Here is a 21039-nt window from a genome sequence, read left to right as displayed (position 1 = left end):
GTGAAATATAGTAACGCAAAACAAGAACATAAAGCGATAAAAGTGTTGGGAATTGATTTAGCCAAGCAAAGTTTTCAATTACACGGCGTGGATGAAAAAGGCCATGTCGTACTCAGGAAAAAACTGTCCCGTAAGCAACTGAGCACTTATATCGCGAAGCTACCTCCTTGTCTGATTGGTCTTGAAGCGTGCGGAGGCGCCCATCATTGGGTGCGTACCTTTACCGGATTGGGGCATCATGTAAAAATGATAGCGCCTCAGTTTGTCAAACCTTACGTTAAGTCCAATAAAAATGATGCCGCGGATGCTGAAGCGATCTGCGAGGCCGTACAACGGCCAAACATGCGTTTTGTTCCCGTCAAAAATATCGTTCAACAAGACATCCAAAGTCTGCACCGAATACGCAGTCAACGGGTAGCCAGACGGACGGCTCACGCAAACCAAATCCGGGGATTGTTATTGGAATATGGTATCGTTATCCCCAAGGGAATCAATTACATCAGAAAGGCCATCCCAGAGATTCTTGAAGATGCCGAAAATAATTTAAGCCCATTATTTCGCGAGTTACTCAGCGAACTTTACGATGAAATGGTTCATCTTGATGAAAAAATCAGTTCCTTGGACGAAAGACTGGAAAACATCGCGACACAGCATGAAGATTGTCGGCGATTACTCACCATCCCGGGAGTTGGTGTGCTGACGGCAACCGCTCTGATAGCCGCCATTGGTGACATCAGTGTCTTTAAAAATGGCCGGGAACTAGCCGCCTGGTTAGGACTCGTGCCTCGGCAGCATTCCACGGGAGGTAAAGCGACCCTGCTTGGCATCAGCAAACGGGGCGACAATTACCTGAGAGCCCTACTGATTCATGGCGGCCGGGCAGTCGTACGGGTCGCACATAAACATCAGGACAAACGGAATCAATGGGTTGGGGAAATCAAGCAAAGACGCGGTGAGAACATTACAAACGTCGCGGTAGCCAATAAAAATGCACGGATAGCCTGGGCCTTGCTCAGTAAAAAAGAAGACTATCGAACGGTGGCAGCATGATGAAAAAAGAAAAACCTTATTTAAAGCACTTAACAGGGGATTTGCCCCTGGCCGTGCAGCTTACCCCACCCTCGCCGGGAGGCAGAGGCCGGAATAATCCGGCCCCTGCCTAACAGGGTAAGGCCGGTTCTGGTTCTGTCAAGGACTACTCGACGCAAACGTCTGCGTTCCTCCTTGACAGAACCAGAACCTGCACAGAAAAATAAATTAAAGAAAGAGGTCACAATCAGCAACGAATTGCGTGGATAAAAATTCAAGTGATGGCATAAAAGGTAACACCTGCATTCCGTAGAACCTGATAGAGTCATGGGCTCATTGGAAGCCGAAGATTTGATGAGGCGGGAATGTGCGTATTCCATCAGGGCCAGAGCTCATTGAGATCATCACCCCAAGGCCGGATATATGGGAGCAATATTTCTTTATGCTACGAATGAATTTTTTCTTGCAATACGGGGCGGACCATATATGACTATAGCTCCCAGAACGGAGCGCCGCTTTTTGGGATCATCAGATAAAGCCCGTCGCCATCACCATACCGACCAGATTTATTTGATCGGACTATAGAAAGAACTTTTTTAGCCGTCAATTTGCCCATTTGAACCCCCCTCAATAACAGCTATAACCACTAAAAAACAGTGGTTACAGCATATTCATCATCTACGTTAAACGCCAAATGGGGAGTAAATTACGAGACCTTTATGGTGATACAGCCGATTACTACCCAATTAACTCCCCACTTAGAACTGGAAAAACCAGAACTTTACCAGAAGTTACGGGAAAACAAAAACAAAATAAATATTATTTTACAATAAGTTGAGTATGATACAGGACGTTACTGGAAATTATTCGATATTCTGAATCTGCTCGCGCATTTGTTCAATCAAAACTTTAAGTTCAATGGCGATGGTGGTCATTTCCTGGTCGGCTGATTTTGAACCTAAGGTGTTGGCTTCGCGGTTCATTTCCTGCATCAGAAAATCCAACCGCCGACCGATAGGCTCGTTTTGTTTCAGCACTCTTTGAACCTCCTCAACATGTGTTTTCAGACGGTCGAGCTCTTCGTCCACATCAAGCTTTTGCGCCTGCATCACCAGTTCTTGTTCCAGTCGATCAAAGTCGGGTTCCTGCACCATTTCTTGTATCCGTTCGGTCAGTTTCTGGCGCAGATTTTTCAGCACTGTCGGCATTCTTGTTTCGGCCTGTTGAATCAACAACGAAATCTTCTCGCAGCGCTGTTCGATCATTTGTCCGAGTTGCTGACCTTCCTGCTCTCGGGTTGCAATCATGCGCTGAATGACATCGTCGAGCAACGCTAGAATCACATTTTTCAATTGTGCCCGGTCTATGTCGTTTTGTTGTTGAATGCCGGGAAAGGCAAGTACCTCCAGAGCACTGAACGGAGCCGCATGGGACATATTTTGCTCAATCGCAGCCGTGGCGGCAAGCAGAGCATTGACAGCTTCGGAGTTGATCTGGAAATCTTGCGCTAAGTCGAGTGTTTTATAATTGATGGTGCATTCAATTTTACCCCGTTTTAAGGCATTACCTAGTCGTTTACGAATATCGCCTTCCAGAAAACGCAGGCTTTCGGGAAGCTTGAGGCTAATATCGCAATAACGGTGATTCACCGAGCGTAATTCACAATTTATAAGCCATTCTGGGGTTTGCGTCTCGCCATTGGCGAACGCCGTCATACTTCTAATCACATTTCACCTATACTTATAACGGTTTTAATTTTAGCGTGTCCTTATGTCCGAACATTACGACCCGGAAACCTATTCTCAAGAATGGAACTACTTACAGACCGGAACCATTATAGACCAGTACATGATTGAGCGGGAGCTGGCACATGGTGGCTTCAGTTCGGTTTATCTGGCGCGCCAACTTAAAGATCAGGTGCAGGTTGCGATAAAGGAATATCTGCCGCGTAAACTGGCACACCGTACCTGGAACAATGTAGTGACGCCACATAACGAGGAAAATCGTAAGTTATTTATGCGCGGCCGCGCCCTGTTTTTTGAGGAAGCTAAGGTGCTGGCCGATTTAAAGCATCCGAATATTGTCGATGTGATCAATTTTTTTCAGGCCAATGATACTGTTTATATGGTGATGACCTATGATTATGGGTTAACGCTGGATAAAATTTTGAAAAAAAAGCTGGTCAAAATAGATGAAACATTTATTCGCACGGTATTTACCCACTTACTAGCAGGCGTTGCCTTGATTCATCAAAAAAACCTGTTGCACTTAGATATCAAGCCCGCCAATATTCTGATCCGTACTGGTTTTGATCCCCTGCTGCTGGATTTTGGGGCGATCGAACAATACCCCATCCCAAAAAAATTCAAACGTACCAAAGTGTTGACGAAGGGGTTTTCGCCCATTGAGCAATATTCCAATACCATTCAACTCGGCCCCTGGTCCGATATTTACGCCATTGGCGCAACGATGCGGGCTTGCGTGGAAGCCAAGCCCCCTATTCCGGCACCGGAGCGCAATCAGCAGGATAAGTTAACCCCGGCAGTGAAGGCGCTAAAAAACAAACTGCCCCGTTATTTACTGGAAGCGATAGATTGGGCCATGGCCGTGCACCCAGCCGAACGCCCCAATTCGGTACAACAACTCATGGATGTGCTGAATCCAACGAATCATTAACGCCCTGTTTTACACATGAATTTTAATGCTAAAATCGGGTATACTGTGCCGCTTTCAAAATACAGGGATTAACCACCATGAGACCAAGCGGACGTTTACCGGATCAATTGCGCGATATTAACTTTACTTGTCATTACACCAAACATGCCGAAGGTTCTGTGCTGGTCGAATTTGGCGACACCCGGGTTTTATGTACCGCCAGTATCGACCCTATGGTTCCCCGCTTTCTGAAGGGCAAAGGCCAGGGTTGGCTAACGGCTGAATACGGCATGCTGCCACGCTCCACCCATTCACGCATGGGTCGTGAGGCCAGTCGCGGTAAACAAGGCGGACGCACACTGGAAATTCAACGCCTGATTGGCCGCTCCCTACGGGCCGTCATTGACTTGTCAGCCTTAGGTGAGAATACAATTACCTTAGATTGCGATGTATTACAGGCCGATGGCGGCACGCGCACCGCATCGATTACCGGTGGATTTGTCGCCTTATCTCTGGCCATTCAACACTTACTGGATCAGAATAAAATCAAGAAGAATCCTTTGCATGGCCAACTCGCCTCGGTCTCAGTGGGTATTTATAATGGCGTTCCAGTGCTGGATCTTGATTATGCCGAAGACAGTGAGGCTGAAACCGATATGAACGTGGTCATGAACGATGCCGGCGCATTTATTGAGGTTCAGGGTACTGCCGAAGGCCATGCTTTCCGTCGTGATGAACTCAATCAAATGCTGGATTTGGCTGACCATGGTATTCAGATTTTATTAGAAAAACAGCGCGAAGCGCTCAAGGCAGCGTAACAAGCTTATGTTGCAGCATTTTCCTGAAATTGTTCTGGCCAGCGGAAACCCCGGTAAAATCCGAGAGTTTCAGGCAATTTTGAAACATGACGCCATCCTTCCGCAATCTCAATTCAAAGTGCCGGATGCAGAAGAAACCGGCAGTACTTTTGTCGAGAATGCCATTATCAAGGCCCGCAACGCCGCCCGCCACAGTGCTCGTCCGGCGCTGGCCGATGATTCCGGGCTGGTAGTAGATGCTTTAAACGGCGTGCCCGGTGTCTTGTCTGCCCGTTATGCCGGTATTGATGCCAGCGACCAGGACAATCTGGACAAATTATTGAACGAAATTCGCTCTGTGCCTAAACATCAGCGCACGGCCCGCTTTATTTGTGTCATCGTGCTGATGCGCCATGCCGATGACCCATTCCCGCTGATTGCTCAAGGCAGCTGGGAAGGTGAAATCATCGACCAGGCTAAAGGTGAAAACGGCTTTGGTTATGATCCCGTTTTCTGGCTGCCGGAATTAGGCTGCACTTCGGCACAGCTGGCGCCTGCACAAAAAAATGCCCTCAGTCACCGTAGTCAGGCGCTGCAAGCACTGCTGCGGCAATTATCCCCATGAAAACAGCCGCAAACGCGGTGATTGCGGCATTTTTTCCAGACCGGCCAGCGCCGGGTATCACACCGCTTGGCCACGGCCTGATCAATACGACATTCCGCCTGGATTGGCCCGACTCGAGCTGGGTTTTGCAACGGATTAATACGCAGGTTTTCCCACAACCTGAGAAAATCATGCACAACCTGCTGTGCCTACAAAATCATCTGCAAAAAAGCCCTGAACCTGCCGCTCTGGTATTTCCTACATTTCGGACCACCCCGCAAGGCGCACTGTTGCATTATGATACAGAGAATCAGCCCTGGCGTGTAATGAGCTATATTAAAAACAGTGAAACCCGGGACTCAATCCGCTCAACGGCTGAGGCGGCCAATGTCGGCAATGCATTGGCGCAGTTTCATCGACAATTCGCCAATCTGCCGGTCAATGCCTTACACGATACACTGCCAGGCTTTCACATCACTCCGCAGTATCTGGCGCACTATGAGCAGGTTATGCAGGAGCACTCGCCACCATCGCGCACGGGTGATGATCTTTTTTGTCAGCAGTTTATTGCCCGGCACCGAAGCCTGGCTTTAATGCTGGAACAGGCGCGCTCACAGGCGGTTTTACAGCCGCGCATTACGCATGGCGACCCTAAGCTGAATAATTTTCTGTTTAGAACCAATAGCAATCAAGTCTGTGCGTTAATCGATCTTGATACCGTCAAACCGGGCTTGTTACTGCATGATATTGCCGATTGTGTGCGTTCGGTCTGTCAGACCCCGGATCAACACCTGGATTTAGTGCTTCTAAAAGCACTGCTTGGAAACTACCTGCAATCAATACAGGATGTTTTAACGCCAGCGGATATGGATTATATGTATCCGGCCATCGCCTTGTTGCCCTTTGAATTAGGTCTGCGTTTTTTTACCGATTATTTGCAAGGCAATGTTTATTTCAGCGTCGATTATCCACAGCAAAACCTGCAACGCAGTCTGTATCAGTTTCGGTTATGCCAGGATATTCTGGAGAAGCGCGAGGCGATTGAACGACTTATTGCGCAGTTGCTTGCTGCGAAATGATGAATTGTTCAAAATCCTGCGCCAACATTGCTTTACCAAAATAATAGCCTTGAAATTGCTGGCAGCCTTGCTGAATTAAAAAATCAAAATGTTGTCGAGATTCAACGCCTTCAGCCAGTACGGTGATATTCAGGCTTTTTGCCATAGCGATGATGGCACGGACAATTTTGGCGTCTTTTTCGTTTTCAAGGCTGTTTCTGACAAAGGATTGATCTATTTTCAGTTTATCAGGCTGAAAATCCCTTAAATAGGACAAACTGGAATAGCCCGTTCCAAAATCATCCAATGCCAATTGAATCCCCATCTGCTGTAATTGGTCGAAAATAGCCAGCACATGGTCGACATGCTGTATCAAGCAAGATTCGGTCATTTCCAGCTCAAGTGCTTGCGGCTGAATAGCCGATTTAGCGATAATTTTTTCAAGCTCTTGCAAAAAATTGGCGCGATAAAATTGCCGTGCCGACACATTCACCGCCACCTGTTGCAAACCCTGTTGACCCAACAACCCACGTTCTTCCCACTGCTTTATTTGTTGACAAACTGTTTCAAGAATCCATTTCCCGATCTCGGCAATCAATCCACATTCTTCCGCGATGGGCACAAACAGCTCGGGTGAAATCCAGCCAAAACTGGCAGAAGGCCAGCGAATCAGGGCTTCTGCGGCAATTAAGCGACCATCGGCATTAAACTGCGGTTGATAATACATCTGGAATTCATGTTGTTTTATCGCTTGTTTCAAGCCATTTTCAATGCTGAAGCGCCGAATTCTTTGCGCCATCTGCTCGGGATGAAAACCTTTTACTTGACGCCCACCTTCTTTCTTAGCGGCTTTCAACGCGATGTTAGCATGCTTCAACACATCCTCTTTATCGGTATCCGCCGTCGGAAACAGGCAATACCCCATACTCACCGAAATATTGATCACCTGATCGGCAATGTGCAGGGGCTTTTTCAGGCTTCCCATCAGCCTGAAAATCAATAGCTGTAATTTATGCCTAGCTTCGTCTTCACTTGCACCAAGGTCAGTAAATAACACGCTGAATTCATCACTACTCAAATGTGCCGCAAAAAACGACCCTAAATCAAGCCGACTGATACGCTCCTCGATAGCTTTAATAAGCTGATCGGCCATTTCGCGCCCTAAGGTATCATTGATCAATTGAAAACGATCAAGATCGAGCAATACAACAGCCAGAATACGGCCTTCTTTTTCGGCCCGTTCACAGGCTTGTCGTAGCTTTTCCTGAAAACCAGCACGATTAGCCATGCCGGTTAAGTCATCATAACAAGTCAGACTATGAATACGCTCTGCTTGTATGCGCTGCGCCTGACTCGCCTGTAAAATGAAACGGATATGCTGGGCTAACAATGCGCCATTTATCGGCTTACTGCTAAAGTCAGTCGCTCCAGCCTGATAAGCCTGCTCAAGTGCATCGAAATCATCCGTAGCAATCATCATAACAACAGGAAGATGTGCTATTAGTGGATTTTGCCGGATATGACGACAAACATCCAGGCCATTCATGCCTTGAAGCTCAATATCTAGCAAAACCAGATCGACTACCGTATGTTTCAAAATCGTCAGTGCCGCCTCGCCATCATCACAAACGAGACACTGGAACGCTGTGACTAATTTTAATGCTTCCCCGATTATCTGCTGCGTCACAGGGTCATCATCAACAACCAATATTTTTAGCACCTTAGTGGAGACAGCATCCATTTTTTTATCTATTTCAATATCGCACCATCAAAGCCCATCTGCCGCCAGGCTTCATAAAGGACGATACCGACGGTATTGGAAAGATTAAGACTGCGGCTTTGCGCTTTCATGGGCAAGTATAGTGTTCGGTCTGATTCAAGATGCGCCAGAAAACTTTCGGGCAGCCCTCGGGTTTCGGGGCCAAAAATAAAGGCATCACCGCTTTCGAATTCGACGTGACTATAGACCGTCCGCCCTTTTGTGCTTAGGGCAAACAGACGCTTTGGTGACGCTTTTTCAAGATAATCATCCAGTGATGCATATTGATGAATATTGACCCATTCATGATAATCTAGCCCTGCCCGTCGCAAGCGTTTGTCATCCAGCACAAAGCCTAAAGGGTGTATCAAATGTAACTGTGCGCCGGTATTGGCACACAGCCGTATAATATTACCGGTATTGGCCGGAATTTCCGGTTGATACAAAACAATATTGATCATCAGGAAGAGACGTTTACCGCGTCCAGCTTCCAGATTTCATCGTTATATTCACTAATAGTACGGTCGGTTGAGAATTTACCACTACTGGCCGTATTTAAAATACTCATTCTGGTCCAGTCTTCTTGTTTCAGAAACGCCTGTTCAACTCTGCGTTGGGCATCGACAAAACTACGAAAATCTGCAATCGTCATCCATGGATCGGCCGGGCTTTTAACCGCCGAAATGATGTCATCAAAAATCCCCGGCTCAAACTGATTAAAGTGGCCGCATTCGAGCAACTGCATGACCGCCTGCAAATCTTCATCCTGTTCGATATAGGTTTGCGGATTATAATGGCCACGCAAGGCTTCGACTTCTTCTTCAGTCAACCCAAACAGGAAGAAATTTTCATCTCCGACTTCTTCCCGGATTTCAATATTCGCACCATCAAGCGTCCCGATGGTCAAAGCACCATTCATCATAAATTTCATATTTCCGGTACCGGAGGCCTCTTTACCCGCCGTTGAAATCTGTTCTGATAAATCGGCAGCCGGACAGATCTTTTCCATCGCCGAAACACGATAATTACTCATGAATACCAGCTTTAACTTGTCTCCGACTTCGGGGTCATTGTTAATGACATCGGCAACATTATTGATCAGCTTAATGGTTTTTTTAGCCATGGCATAACCCGGTGCCGCTTTCCCGCCAATCAACACACAGCGATTGACCCAGTTTTGTGTATCGCCGCTTTTGATTCGGTTATACAAATGAATGACATGCAACACATTCAGCAGCTGCCGTTTGTATTCGTGTATTCTTTTCACCTGAATATCAAACAAAGCATCCGTGTTTAATTTCACACCTTGCTCGTGCAGAGCATATTCGGCTAAACGCTGTTTATTAGCCTGTTTGATTTCCCGCCATTGCTTACGAAATTTGGCATCCTCGGTATAGGATTTGAGTTTATCTAACTGCGATAAATCGGTGAGCCACTTATCTCCGATATGTTTACTGATCAATGCCGCCAATTCAGGATTACATCCTGCCAACCAACGCCGCGGCGTCACGCCATTGGTTTTGTTATTGAACTTTTCTGGCCACAACTCATAAAAATCTTTAAACAGACCTTCTTTCAATAACTTTGAATGCAGTTCAGCCACACCATTCACAGAAAAGCTGCCGACGATGGCTAGAAAAGCCATACGCACTTGCTTATCATGCCCTTCTTCAATAATCGACATGCGACGCATACGGTCAAAATCACCTGGCCACTTCGCCGAAACCTGAGCCATAAAACGCGCATTGATTTCGAAAATAATTTCCATCAAGCGTGGCAACATATGCTGCATTAGCCCAACCGACCATTTCTCCAGTGCCTCCGGTAGCAATGTATGGTTTGTATAAGCCATAGTTTGGGTGGTAATTTCCCACGCTTCATCCCACTCCAATTGATGCTCATCAATTAACAACCGCATCAATTCGGCAACGGAAATACTCGGGTGAGTGTCATTCAATTGAAAACAATTTTTTTCTGCAAACCGAGAAAAGTCGGTACCATGCCGACCAATCCAATTTGCAATGACATCCTGCAAACTAGCCGATGCTAATAAATATTGCTGTTGCAAGCGCAAGGCTTTTCCATTTTCATTCGCATCGTTCGGATACAACACCATCGTTATATTTTCGGCATTGTTCTTTTTCGCTACAGCTTCTGCATATTCGCCGGCATTAAATTCATCCAGATCAAATTCTTCGGTAGCTGTTGCTTTCCATAACCGCAACGTGTTGACCGTGCCATTCTTAAAGCCTGGAACTGGCATATCGAATGGAACCGCCAGAATATCATGCGAATTGACCCAGCGCGTGCGTGTTGTACCCTGCTCATCGACATAGTTTTCGGTATGACCCCAGAATTTTATCCGCTGGGTATATTCTGGCCGCTCCAGCTCCCAGACATTACCATTTTTCAGCCAATGATCCGGCTCTTCCACTTGATAGCCATTTTCAATAAGCTGTTTGAACATGCCATATTCATAGCGCAAACCATAGCCGACAACGGGCAACTCCAGCGTAGCACAGCTATCGATGAAACAGGCTGCCAAACGCCCTAAACCGCCATTACCTAAACCAGCATCGGGCTCGGCATCTTCCAGTTCCTCAATATCCAGCCCCAGTTCATACAATGCTTTGCGGAGCGGATCTTCAACGCCAAGGTTTAACATCGCATTACTCATCGAACGGCCAATTAAAAATTCCATCGATAAATAATACGCTTTCTTGCAATCGTTTTTACGATAGGTGTTGTAGGTTGACTTCCAGCGCTCAATCAAGCGATCGCTCAGACTGAGTGCCGATGCGGTATAGGCATAATAAGGCGAACGACAATTTTCATCCCGCCCCAGCCGATGCAGATAATAATGTTTGAAGTCTTGCTGAAAGCTCTTTTTATCCATTCCCAGTTTCGCTATTTTGGTAATAGCGGGTTTAGGGTGACTTTTTTTAAACCGGTTATTGGGCATGATGAATACCTTGAAGTTTAATGTCCTAAAAGAACAGGGCTACGATTATTGCAACGACTCAGCGTAATAAAAAAAGCATTTAATATCAGTTGCTTGCGGAAGAAGTGTTTGTGACATGGATGTCACATTCAAGCCTACAAGGATGTATTCACGGCGTCTTCTGGAGTAAGTGACTGATATTAATGTATATTACGCTGAGTCGTTGCCGATTACTTTAATTTACCGTGGCACTGTTTATATTTTTTACCGGAACCACACGGGCATGGTTCATTACGGCCAACCTTGCGTCCATCACGAACAAAAGGCTGTTGTTCCGGTGTCTGCTCTTGCTCATTGGCAGGTTCAGGTGCAAATGCTGCAGTCGCCTGCTCTTCTGGCTCAAGCACGGGATTAGCTTCGGCATGCTCATAATGCAACTCCGTCGTTGTCTGGCGTTGCTCATCAATAGCCTCAACATCTTCTTCCTGATTAACCTGAACCTTAGCTAAGATGCTGATAACTTCATATTTAATATGATCCAACAGGCTGGCGAACATTTCAAAGGATTCCCGTTTATATTCCTGTTTTGGATCTTTCTGCGCATAGCCGCGAAAATGAATCCCTTGCCGCAGCTGATCCATCGCCGCTAAATGCTCCTTCCAACTATTATCCAGAACTTGCAACATAACCGATTTTTCAAAGTGCCGGAACACATCGGCACCCACTTTCTGTTCTTTTTCCTTGCTGACTCGCTCCATTTCGTCGATGATCAACTTACGCAGCCCCTCTTCATCCAAGGAATGATCTTCATCCAGCATTTTCTGAATCGGCAAATCAAGCAAGAACTCATCGCGCAGATGCGCTTCAAGTCCTGCAATATCCCATTGCTCTTCCATGGTTTTTGGCGGAATATACTGCGTAATAACACTATTCACAACATCTGCACGAATCTCGCTAATCATGTCGCTGATATCTTCAGCCGCCATCAGTTCATTGCGGCGGGCATAAATCACTTTACGTTGGTCATTAGCGACATCGTCATAGGCCAGAACTTCTTTACGCATGTCGAAGTTACGCCCTTCTACCTTACGCTGGGCATTCTCAATCGAACGCGTTACCCAAGGGTGTTCGATCGCCTCACCTTCTTCCATGCCTAAACGTTTCATCAAGGCGGCTACCCGATCCGAGGCAAAAATTCGCATCAGATCGTCTTCCAGCGACAAATAGAACCGAGTGGAGCCAGGATCGCCCTGACGTCCGGAACGACCGCGCAACTGATTATCAATACGGCGCGATTCATGTCGCTCTGAGCCGATGACATGCAAGCCTCCGCTGTCCAGCACTTTTTGATGGCGCTCTTCCCAAGCCGCTTTTACCTTCTCTTTTTCGGCCTCACTAGCATCTTCGCCCAAGGCTTTCAATTCGGCATCCAGATTGCCACCGAGTACGATATCGGTACCGCGCCCTGCCATATTGGTGGCGATGGTCACAGCCCCAGGCATACCGGCCATTTCGATAATATGCGCTTCCCGCTCGTGCTGCTTGGCATTCAGTACCTCATGCTTAATGCCTTTTTTGGTCAATAGCCCTGACAACAGTTCGGAATTTTCAATTGAGGTCGTGCCGACTAACACCGGTTGTCCGCGCTTAACACAATCTTCAATATCGGCGACGATGGCATTGTATTTTTCCTTCGCAGTCAAATAGACGACATCACCTTTATCATCACGAATCATCGGGCGGTGGGTTGGAATCACAACAACTTCCAGCCCATAAATATTATTCAATTCAAAGGCTTCGGTATCAGCGGTACCGGTCATCCCGGATAATTTTTCATACAGCCGGAAATAATTCTGGAAAGTAATGGAGGCTAAGGTTTGGTTTTCGTTCTGGATGGTCACCCCTTCTTTCGCTTCAATTGCCTGATGCAAGCCTTCCGACCAACGTCGCCCGCTCATCAGGCGGCCGGTAAACTCATCGACAATCATCACCTGATCATTCACTACCACATAATCGACATCGCGCTGAAACAAAACATGTGCCCGTAATGACGCATTCAGATAATGCATCAAGCGAATATTGGCCGTGTCATATAAACTGCCGCCTTCTTCCATCAAGCCATGTTCGACCATCAATTTCTCGACTTTTTCATGGCCGGCTTCGGTCAAATGCACTTGTTTGGATTTTTCATCGACCAAATAATCACCCGGCATTTTGTCCTGGTCTTCAGGATTGTCGGCTTTTTTCTGCTCGGTCAAGTGTGGAATGATGGCATTGGTTTTTAGATAAATCTCGGTGCTTTCTTCTGTAGGCCCTGAAATAATCAACGGCGTTCTGGCCTCATCAATCAAAATCGAGTCTACCTCATCGACAATCGCAAAATAGAGTTCACGCTGTACTTTTTGATCGAGGCTGAAAGCCATATTATCACGCAGATAATCGAAACCGAATTCGTTATTGGTACCATAGGTAATATCGGCTGCATAGGCGGCTTGCCTTTCGGCATGTCCCAGGTCGCTGATGATAACGCCGGTCGTCAAACCTAAAAAGCCATACAGTTTCCCCATCCATTCGGCATCACGCTGTGCCAAATAATCGTTTACCGTCACCACATGCACACCGCGTCCGGTCAAGGCATTCAAATAAGCCGCCAGCGTTGCCATCAGGGTTTTACCTTCCCCGGTTTTCATCTCGGCAATTTTGCCGTCATGCAACACCATACCGCCAATAAGCTGCACATCGAAATGACGCATACCAAAGACTCTGACTGACGCCTCTCTGACGGCGGCAAATGCTTCAGGCAAAATATCGTCCAGTGTTTCACCTTGCTGCAAGCGTGCTTTAAATTCTTCTGTTTTCGCTTTCAAGGCATCATCGGATAATGCTTGAAATTCAGGCTCAAGGGCATTAATCTTTTTGACGATTTTCTGTTTCTTCTTAATCAGCCTATCATTTCGGCTTCCAACAACAACTTTGACCAGCTTTTTCAGCATGCTTTTTTCCGGTAAATATTTACGAACGAGGTTCAAAAAATGCGGTGATTATAGCCTGTATTAAGGTATCGTTTCCAGATATACTTCTCGCTAGAAGTCTGTATCGTTCTAAATCTGAATTGACAACCCGGGTCAAAAATGCCAGAAAAAATTCAACATTGCCTAAAAATCATTGTCTCAGGTCGGGTTCAAGGTGTTTACTTTAGAGCCTTTACCCAAAAACAAGCACTAAAACATGCCATTACCGGTTATGCCAAAAATCTGCCAGATGGTAATGTCGAAATTGTAGCTTGTGGTTCAGAGTCTGCACTTCAACAACTTATCGCGTGGTGTCATAAAGGCCCGTTACTCGCAAAAGTCAGCGCGGTCGAGGTTCTACCCTGCCCGGACTGCTCATCCTTTTCTGATTTCAGTATCCGCTAATGCCAAATAGCTTCCAAATACGGCCTTTTTCGGCACTGATTGCAAAAACAAATCCAAATCTGCTAACGCATACCCTATACCTAATAGATTGTATCGTAAGACTTTTTTAACAGAAAAAATAACTGCACAGCTTTTTTTTCAGCATTAACGCGTAAAATCTTTCTTTTTAAGTGACAGATACAACGGTCTCTGTATAATGGATGGCGATATTGCACGGTAAGTTGCGTTATACCTGAGTATTTTCCATACTCATCTTTTCCTTCCTACCCCGCCGTATTGAACTTTATGTACACCGCCAGCGAAAGCCGGCACTTATTTATAGCAAGAGAGAATTATGTCAGATTTAGTTGAAGGCACCGTAAAATGGTTTAACGATGAAAAAGGTTTCGGTTTCATTGAACAAGAAGGCTCAAAAGATGTATTCGTACATTTCAGCGCCATCAATGGTCAAGGCCGTAAAACATTGGCCGAAGGCCAGCGCGTTACCATGGAAGTCACCATGGGCCAAAAAGGACCACAGGCAGAAAACGTCACTGCACTGTAAGAATACAGTACCGGCAGTCAACTTCGGTTGACTGCCACCATTACTCCCTCCTGTTACACCAACCTTGCCCACTGATCATATTCGTCAGCATCTTCAATTTCCACCGTTACCCAATCGCCAACCTGTAAATGGTTTGCACCATCAATAAAGACTTGACCGTCAATTTCAGGCGCATCCGCCTTACTGCGTGCAACAGCCCCCTCTTCAACCACTTCATCAATCAAGACCGTTTCGATACGGCCAATTTTCTGCCGTAACCGCGCATGACTGATGTTAGCCTGATGCGCCATAAAGCGCTCTAATCGTTCTTGTTTAACGTCTTCAGGGATCGCATCCGGCAATTCATTGGCCGTAGCGCCTTTAACCGGAGAATAGGCAAAACAACCGACCCGGTCTAGCTGTGCTTCGTCCAAAAACTGTAATAACTGCTCAAATTCCTGTTCTGTTTCGCCAGGAAAACCGACGATAAACGTACTGCGCAGCGTTATGTCTGGACAAATATCACGCCATTTTTGAATTCTCTCAAGATTATTTTCGGTCGCCGCTGGCCGTTTCATCAATTTCAGAATACGGGCATTGGCATGCTGAAATGGAATATCCAAATACGGTAAGATTTTTCCCTCAGCCATCAACGGAATCACCTCATCCACATGTGGATAAGGATACACATAATGCATCCTGATCCAGATGCCCAATTCGCCCAAGGCTTCGGCCAGATCATAAAACCGCGTCCGATATGATTTTTCGCGCCAGATTGCCGATTGATATTTCAAGTCCAGGCCATAGGCGCTGGTATCCTGAGACACCACCAACAATTCTTTAACGCCAGCCTCCGCCAATCTCTCCGCTTCCATCATCACATCATCCAGAGGCCGACTGACTAAATCACCGCGCATCGATGGGATAATGCAGAAACTACATCGATGATTACAGCCCTCTGAAATCTTCAGGTAGGCGTAATGCTTAGGTGTCAGCTTAATACCTTGCGGCGGAATCAAGTCGGTAAAAGGATTATGTGCCGGTGGTAAATGCTCATGCACTGCCTCTACCACCTCATCGGTAGCGTGTGCACCGGTGATTTTCAAAACTTGCGGATGCCGCGCCAGAATTTCGTCCTGCCGCGCACCCAGACAACCTGTCACAATCACTTTGCCATTTTCTGCCAAAGCTTCGCCGATACTATCTAAGGATTCTTCGACCGCAGCATCAATAAAGCCGCAGGTATTGACGATCACAAGATCAGATGCCTGATAATTTGGTGATACCTGATAGCCTTCCGCTCTTAAACGCGTCAGGATTTGCTCGCTATCCACCAAGGCTTTTGGACAGCCCAGACTGATAAAACCGACGCTTGGATGTTTACTCATGATTTAACTCTTTCATATTAAAAGGGGGATTACAAGCAGGTTGGCGGCTTAGGCAGTCCGCCGAACTTACAGGCATATTTTAACGGACCATCGGGAAATAATCGCTGCAAATAGCGACTGTTGCCTTTTTCTTCGCCCAAGGCATTGCGTATCGCACGAACAAACATACGGGCATTAGGCAAATGTTTATAATCTTTGTAATATCGCCGCATAAAAAGGATGATTTCCCAATGCGCCTCGGTCAACATCACCCCATCCGCCTCGGCTATGGCACAGGCAACCTTTTCATCCCAATCATCCTGATGACATAGAAACCCCTGGTCGGTGGTTTCCAGCACTCTATCACCTAGCTTTAATGCCATGTTTTAATCACCGCGTGCTGTGTGGTCAAGGCAACCCATTGCTGCCTATCGATAATTTCAACACCGGTTAGAAGTTTATCTTTAGACACACCAAAAAGACTTAAATCATCACTTAACACATAAACGTTACAGAGTTGCTGCTGCAAGTTCTGAATTTTTTCCTGCCATTGATTCTGCTGACACGCCATCCATACATTAGCATGCATCAGTACAATACCATCACCACTCGCAATTCGTTCTAAAATGGCCGACTCAAACTGAGTCTGCATGATTAAATGCAACATTAGGCTTATTCGGTATGAGTCAATTTTAGACCTACGATTCCAACGACAATCATCACGATGGAAGCCAAACGAATCAGATCGGTCGATTCTTTGAATAGAAAAATACCCAGAATCGCCACCCCAACCGCGCCCATCCCAGTCCAAACGGCATAGGCGGTGCCAATAGGCAAGGTTTTGATGGCCAACATCAACAAATAAAAACTACTGCCACCCGCGACCATAGTCACAAGGCTTGGCCATAACTTAGTGAACCCTTCGTTGTACTTAAGACTCAGTGCAAAAACAATCTCGGCACAACCTGCGACAAACAAAAACAACCATCCCATTAAGCACTTCCAACTGGCTAAAAAAATGCTATTCTACAATATTGATCAACACTGTCTGAATAAAAATTATTACCTAGATGAGCGCTGAAGCTGAATACTACATTAAAAACCCTAAGCAAATCGTCAGTAAACTAAAGCTATTAACGACGCATAATTGTTTATTATCGGCCCATTTTGGCGACAAAGATGAATCCTTCATTACCACAATTCTCGACATTGATGCGGATAATAAACGCGTTTACCTCGATTATGGCCCGGCTGAATATTTAAACAAAAGTTTGCTAACCGCAGACAAATTTGAATTTCGCACCGAACTTAATGGCGTAAAAGTGGCTTTCAGCGGCTTAAAAATTGTCCGTTCAAAATTAAAAGGGCAGACTGTTTTCGCCCTGACCTTGCCCGAATCTATTTTCTGGCGGGAACGACGTCGGAGTTATCGTGTAAAAGTCCCACATTTTCACGACAGTTTTATTTCCATTCCGCTCTTGATAAAGCAAGATGACGGGGAAACAGAAAACCAGGTTTTTAGCTTTAAACTCCATGACCTCGGCATCAGCGGTTGCGCGTTTATCAATGAAAACAAAAACCTTGCCAAACACCTTGTTCGCCACAAAAAACTGGAAAGCTGCCAACTCTATCTGCAAGGCACATTGCTGGAGAATATCCATATCACCCTCTGCCATACCTGTATCCTAGAAGACAAAAAAGCAGAGTTTAGTCAACGCATCGGCTGCCACTTTGACAACATTCGTACAGGCTATGAGTCAGCTATCCAGCGCTATATGCAAGACATTGAGCGAGAGCTGGCTAATATTCGTCACTAGAAAGCTATCATCCTTCCATATCCCGACAGCCTCCTAAAATCCCTGTCGCCTGCTGTTAAAAAAAGCCGCTACAGACACCTTTTCACCCCTCCTGCCCGCTCTTTTTAGGCAAATAACACACGCTAAAAGACTAACGCTACGCTGAGTTGCTCAGCAATATCTGAATATTCAATTAATCCATACTTTTTCAACACAGCGCCTATACTTTTTCAACACAGCGCCTATACTCAAATCTAATGTACGCTTTAAGCGACAGGAATAAGGCAAAATATAAGCTATAACCATCTGTTTTTAAAAAGTTATCTGTTCTTATTTAGCTCGTAGTAGATGAAGAAAACAGAAAATGTATCCGTAAAAGCGTACATATACTTTTAACAAACTATAGTTATTATGCGAAATACAATACTAAAAATAATCATTTGCTTTTTTATCTCTAGTTCTTGGAGTTTTGCTGAGACAGCTATAACGCCCGAACAAGTTCGCAAAATGGTTGCAAGCATGCTGCAAAGCAAAACCAATGAATTACGTAAAATGAATCAGCGCATCCAAGAGCTTGAGAAACTGACTCGGGAGCAAAAACAATTGATTCAGCAATTACTGTCTGACCAGAGCAATCTTCAAGCGAACGTCTCACAAAAGTCATCAACGAATAATCCAACAACGGATTACCCGTTAGCGGCTTTCTTTTTTCCAGAAAAGGCCACAAATACCAACACCGGTGTAATGGAAGAAGATCAAGGCCCTGAAATTAGTGGCTTTTTCGATACCACCGCCCAAACCAAAAATGGTTCTAATCAGGTTTTCCATATTGGCGTGGTTGAGTTGGATTTAGACAGAATCATTCATAAAGGCGATTTTGCCGCCAGCGTGGCCTTAGACTGGTTTCCTTACGGCACCACCCCCAGTGTGCAATTAGGCGCAGCTTTTATCGACTTTCATTTATACGATGAGTCCATTCCGGTAAGGGGGCGTATTTTTCAGGAGCCGGGATTCCACATTCAAGTCGGTCAATTTGACTTACCTTTTGGCTCTGATTATCAGTTTTTTGCGGTAACCGACCGATTGACGGTGACGCCTCCTATGACCACCACCCGGATTCAACAATCTGGTGTTAACCCGGCCAACGGTGGGTTTAATTCACCGGGTATTCGTACCTATGGTAAATGGCGTCAACTCACTTATGCTGTTTACGCTATCAATTCAATTTACAGCAGCGGTCTTGCCGTCGGTGGCCGATTAGGCTATGCACTCAATAACCCTTATCAGCTTCATACGCGAGATACATTACCTTTAGTCGACTTTGGGCTGTCTTATTTAAGAGATATGGATCAGTCTGAACATATCACCGATGAATTGTTTGCCGCTGATTTTTCATTTAATTACCACAACCTTCGTTTAGTCAGTGAATTTGTCCGGCACGATTCCAATGCCAATCGCCGCGATGGAAATCCGGTATTAAACGAATCGGCGTTCCATGTCACGCTGTTTCATAATCTGCAGGACTGGCTACATGAAGATTTATATCTTTATGGCCGCTATCAGGAATGGCGCCCGAATTACCGTTATACCAATATAGATGGTAATAACTATCAGATTGGCTTTATTCCGGCTATTAGTGTCGGCATGGGGTATCACATGAATGATTATTTAACCTTGAAAATGGAATATACCGATACCTTTTCCCACACAACAGCCGAGCCTGGTTTTCAAACAAAAACTGCGATTATGCAATTAGTTGGCTCTTTTTAAACCCATGAAACTTAAAATAATTCTATCCTTATCTTGTGGCATGGCAGTAATTACCCCGCAGATGGTATTGCGGGCTGACATTTCCAATCCACACCGTCTTCATGACCCGGCTGTGAACAATGAATTCTGTCAGCACTGCCATGCCGGTCCACTCAACCGCACAGAACCCACAAACCGTCATCCAATGACGTTCAGGCAGGATCCTATCAGTATGTGCACCGACTGTCACAGCGACAATGCTTCATCTCACAGCGTTGATATTGCTGTTGACTTTACCGTTCCGCCAGACTTGCCTTTATCTGCCAGCGGCAAAATAACGTGCCTGACCTGTCATAAAGCGCATGGCCGACAGCACAGTAACCGGCCCTGGGCCAGTGTCAGTTTTATTGACCGTTTAGTCAACAGCGAACGTCTGACAAAAACCTATTTATTACGACGAAATAATGCCAATGGCGAATTATGTCTGGTTTGTCATGACCCGGAGGAAAAACACAATCATGAATAACTCACAATCCTTTAAGCGAAAAAAACTTTTTATTCAGCCAGCCTTCCAGCGTAAATTTATTTTATGGGGAATGAGCGCCATTGTGTTAGCCAGTGTGTTATCGGCAACCTTGCTTTATTTTTTGTTGACAGCTGTTTATGAGTCGCAAAACCAATCTGCCCATATCATCCTGGTTGAATCATGGCATCGTTTAGGGTTGGCCATTTTACTGGCCAATTTTGTGGCTTTACTGGTTGGCCTGATAGTTGTTGCCACTGTAGTGCTTTATCGATCACATAAAATAGCGGGGCCGTTGTACCGCTTTTGCCGGATATTTGAAAAAGTGGGCCAAGGAGACTTCAGCGAGCCTTTGCAGCTTAGAAAAAATGATGAACTCGGCGAAGTTGCCCAAGCCATTCAAAACATGGTTCAGCAACTCAACCAACAACGCAGCCAGCAACAACAATTGTTACAGTCTGCCCTGGAGAGCATTGAAAAAATTGAAACACAACGTTTAGATGAGAGCGAAATACAGTCCTCACTGGCATCGATTAAACAACTATTAAAGCAATTACAACAAAATAACCAGGAGTCTTAAATGTCAGTTAAACAACCTCTTAGCTTTAAAGCCCAAATTCATCTGGGCTATGCGGTTATTATCGCACTTTTTACCATCGTCACAGCTATTGTACTGTATCAATTTAACCACATCGACAATAGCGTTAAAACGATGGATAAAACTATCTTGCCGTTTGCCATTTTATCCGAAGAGATGGCGTTTGATGTGGTTCAGGTACAGCAGTTTTTAACCGATGTCTCGGCCAGTCATGACCCTGGCGG

The 21039-nt window shown here is 45.7% G+C and carries 20 protein-coding genes and 1 pseudogene; 12 read left to right on the top strand and 9 right to left on the bottom strand.

The features are described 5' to 3' along the window. Positions 1–36 precede the first annotated feature (36 nt). Complete coding sequence (locus JEU20_RS10430) at positions 37–1050, top strand: IS110 family RNA-guided transposase (protein ID WP_198246002.1); 1014 nt, start codon at positions 37–39, stop codon at positions 1048–1050. 842 nt (positions 1051–1892) lie between these two features. Here JEU20_RS10430 and JEU20_RS10425 read toward each other — a convergent pair. Then, positions 1893–2756: a YicC/YloC family endoribonuclease gene (locus JEU20_RS10425; protein WP_198245615.1), complete on the bottom strand. Its 864-nt coding sequence runs from the start codon at positions 2754–2756 to the stop codon at positions 1893–1895. A 43-nt stretch (positions 2757–2799) separates the two neighbouring features. Here JEU20_RS10425 and JEU20_RS10420 point away from each other — a divergent pair, with 43 nt between their 5' ends. The 4 genes from JEU20_RS10420 (at position 2800) to JEU20_RS10405 (ending at position 6164) form a co-directional block, all read left to right on the top strand. After that, positions 2800–3705 carry a serine/threonine protein kinase gene (locus tag JEU20_RS10420; protein WP_198245613.1) on the top strand — a complete coding sequence of 302 codons (906 nt, stop codon included), beginning with the start codon at positions 2800–2802 and terminating at the stop codon, positions 3703–3705. Between the two features lie 77 nt (positions 3706–3782). Then, a complete protein-coding gene (rph, locus tag JEU20_RS10415; RefSeq protein ID WP_198245611.1) occupies positions 3783–4502 on the top strand; it encodes a ribonuclease PH in 720 nt (239 codons plus the stop codon). Positions 4503–4509: 7 nt separating this feature from the next. Then, the gene (rdgB, locus tag JEU20_RS10410; RefSeq protein ID WP_198245610.1) at positions 4510–5106 is read left to right on the top strand and encodes an RdgB/HAM1 family non-canonical purine NTP pyrophosphatase; all 597 of its coding nucleotides are present in this window, start codon (positions 4510–4512) and stop codon (positions 5104–5106) included. Further along, positions 5103–6164, top strand: coding sequence for a phosphotransferase enzyme family protein (locus tag JEU20_RS10405; protein WP_198245608.1), 1062 nt, complete (start codon positions 5103–5105; stop codon positions 6162–6164). The genes rdgB and JEU20_RS10405 overlap by 4 nt, the downstream gene beginning before the upstream one ends. On the opposite strand, the gene JEU20_RS10400 is transcribed toward JEU20_RS10405, so the two are convergent. The 4 genes from JEU20_RS10400 to secA all read right to left on the bottom strand — a co-directional run bounded on the left by JEU20_RS10400 (position 6136) and on the right by secA (position 13836). Beyond that, entirely contained in the window at positions 6136–7884 is a 1749-nt protein-coding gene (locus tag JEU20_RS10400; protein ID WP_198245606.1) for an EAL domain-containing response regulator, read from the bottom strand. The two genes, JEU20_RS10405 and JEU20_RS10400, sit on opposite strands and share 29 nt — an antisense overlap. A gap of 8 nt (positions 7885–7892) precedes the next feature. After that, positions 7893–8363, bottom strand: coding sequence for a tRNA (uridine(34)/cytosine(34)/5-carboxymethylaminomethyluridine(34)-2'-O)-methyltransferase TrmL (gene trmL / locus JEU20_RS10395; protein ID WP_198245604.1), 471 nt, complete (start codon positions 8361–8363; stop codon positions 7893–7895). Then, complete coding sequence (locus JEU20_RS10390; protein WP_198245602.1) at positions 8363–10864, bottom strand: glycogen/starch/alpha-glucan phosphorylase; 2502 nt, start codon at positions 10862–10864, stop codon at positions 8363–8365. Before JEU20_RS10390 ends, trmL begins: the two co-directional genes overlap by 1 nt. Before the next feature lie 209 nt (positions 10865–11073). Then, positions 11074–13836, bottom strand: coding sequence for a preprotein translocase subunit SecA (gene secA / locus JEU20_RS10385; protein WP_198245600.1), 2763 nt, complete (start codon positions 13834–13836; stop codon positions 11074–11076). A gap of 138 nt (positions 13837–13974) precedes the next feature. On the opposite strand from secA, the gene yccX reads away from it, so the two are divergent. Together yccX and JEU20_RS10375 are read left to right on the top strand one after the other, a co-directional pair. Continuing rightward, positions 13975–14259, top strand: coding sequence for an acylphosphatase (gene yccX, locus JEU20_RS10380; RefSeq protein ID WP_245395183.1), 285 nt, complete (start codon positions 13975–13977; stop codon positions 14257–14259). Positions 14260–14593: 334 nt separating this feature from the next. Next, entirely contained in the window at positions 14594–14803 is a 210-nt protein-coding gene (locus tag JEU20_RS10375) for a cold-shock protein (RefSeq protein ID WP_198245598.1), read from the top strand. Between the two features lie 53 nt (positions 14804–14856). On the opposite strand, the gene rimO is transcribed toward JEU20_RS10375, so the two are convergent. From rimO to JEU20_RS10355, 4 genes are read right to left on the bottom strand one after another with little or no spacing between them, the layout of a single operon-like run. Next, on the bottom strand, positions 14857–16170 hold the full coding sequence (gene rimO, locus JEU20_RS10370) for a 30S ribosomal protein S12 methylthiotransferase RimO (protein WP_198245596.1): 1314 nt from the start codon (positions 16168–16170) through the stop codon (positions 14857–14859). A 29-nt stretch (positions 16171–16199) separates the two neighbouring features. After that, on the bottom strand, positions 16200–16532 hold the full coding sequence (locus JEU20_RS10365; RefSeq protein ID WP_198245594.1) for a TusE/DsrC/DsvC family sulfur relay protein: 333 nt from the start codon (positions 16530–16532) through the stop codon (positions 16200–16202). Further along, positions 16523–16816, bottom strand: coding sequence for a sulfurtransferase complex subunit TusB (gene tusB, locus JEU20_RS10360; RefSeq protein ID WP_198245592.1), 294 nt, complete (start codon positions 16814–16816; stop codon positions 16523–16525). Before tusB ends, JEU20_RS10365 begins: the two co-directional genes overlap by 10 nt. Before the next feature lie 5 nt (positions 16817–16821). Beyond that, positions 16822–17142 (bottom strand): DMT family transporter, encoded by a 321-nt coding sequence (locus JEU20_RS10355; RefSeq protein ID WP_198245590.1) that lies wholly within the window; start codon positions 17140–17142, stop codon positions 16822–16824. A gap of 77 nt (positions 17143–17219) precedes the next feature. Here JEU20_RS10355 and JEU20_RS10350 point away from each other — a divergent pair, with 77 nt between their 5' ends. From JEU20_RS10350 to JEU20_RS10330, 5 genes and pseudogenes are all read left to right on the top strand, one after another. Next, the gene (locus tag JEU20_RS10350) at positions 17220–17966 is read left to right on the top strand and encodes a flagellar regulator YcgR PilZN domain-containing protein (RefSeq protein WP_198245588.1); all 747 of its coding nucleotides are present in this window, start codon (positions 17220–17222) and stop codon (positions 17964–17966) included. Positions 17967–18464: 498 nt separating this feature from the next. Beyond that, positions 18465–19715, top strand: coding sequence for a hypothetical protein (locus JEU20_RS10345; RefSeq protein WP_198245586.1), 1251 nt, complete (start codon positions 18465–18467; stop codon positions 19713–19715). 40 nt (positions 19716–19755) lie between these two features. After that, the gene (locus tag JEU20_RS10340) at positions 19756–20220 is read left to right on the top strand and encodes a cytochrome c3 family protein (protein WP_198245580.1); all 465 of its coding nucleotides are present in this window, start codon (positions 19756–19758) and stop codon (positions 20218–20220) included. Next, positions 20213–20797, top strand: coding sequence for a HAMP domain-containing protein (locus JEU20_RS10335; RefSeq protein WP_198245578.1), 585 nt, complete (start codon positions 20213–20215; stop codon positions 20795–20797). The genes JEU20_RS10340 and JEU20_RS10335 overlap by 8 nt, the downstream gene beginning before the upstream one ends. Beyond that, positions 20798–21039 (top strand): annotated as a pseudogene (locus JEU20_RS10330) (methyl-accepting chemotaxis protein); the annotation flags it as partial.

The sequence above is a fragment of the methane-oxidizing endosymbiont of Gigantopelta aegis genome (assembly GCF_016097405.1).
Taxonomy (GTDB): domain Bacteria; phylum Pseudomonadota; class Gammaproteobacteria; order Methylococcales; family Methylomonadaceae; genus Methylomarinum.
Note: the sequence above shows the minus strand (reverse complement) of the source record. Positions and strands in the feature narration are given on the sequence as shown.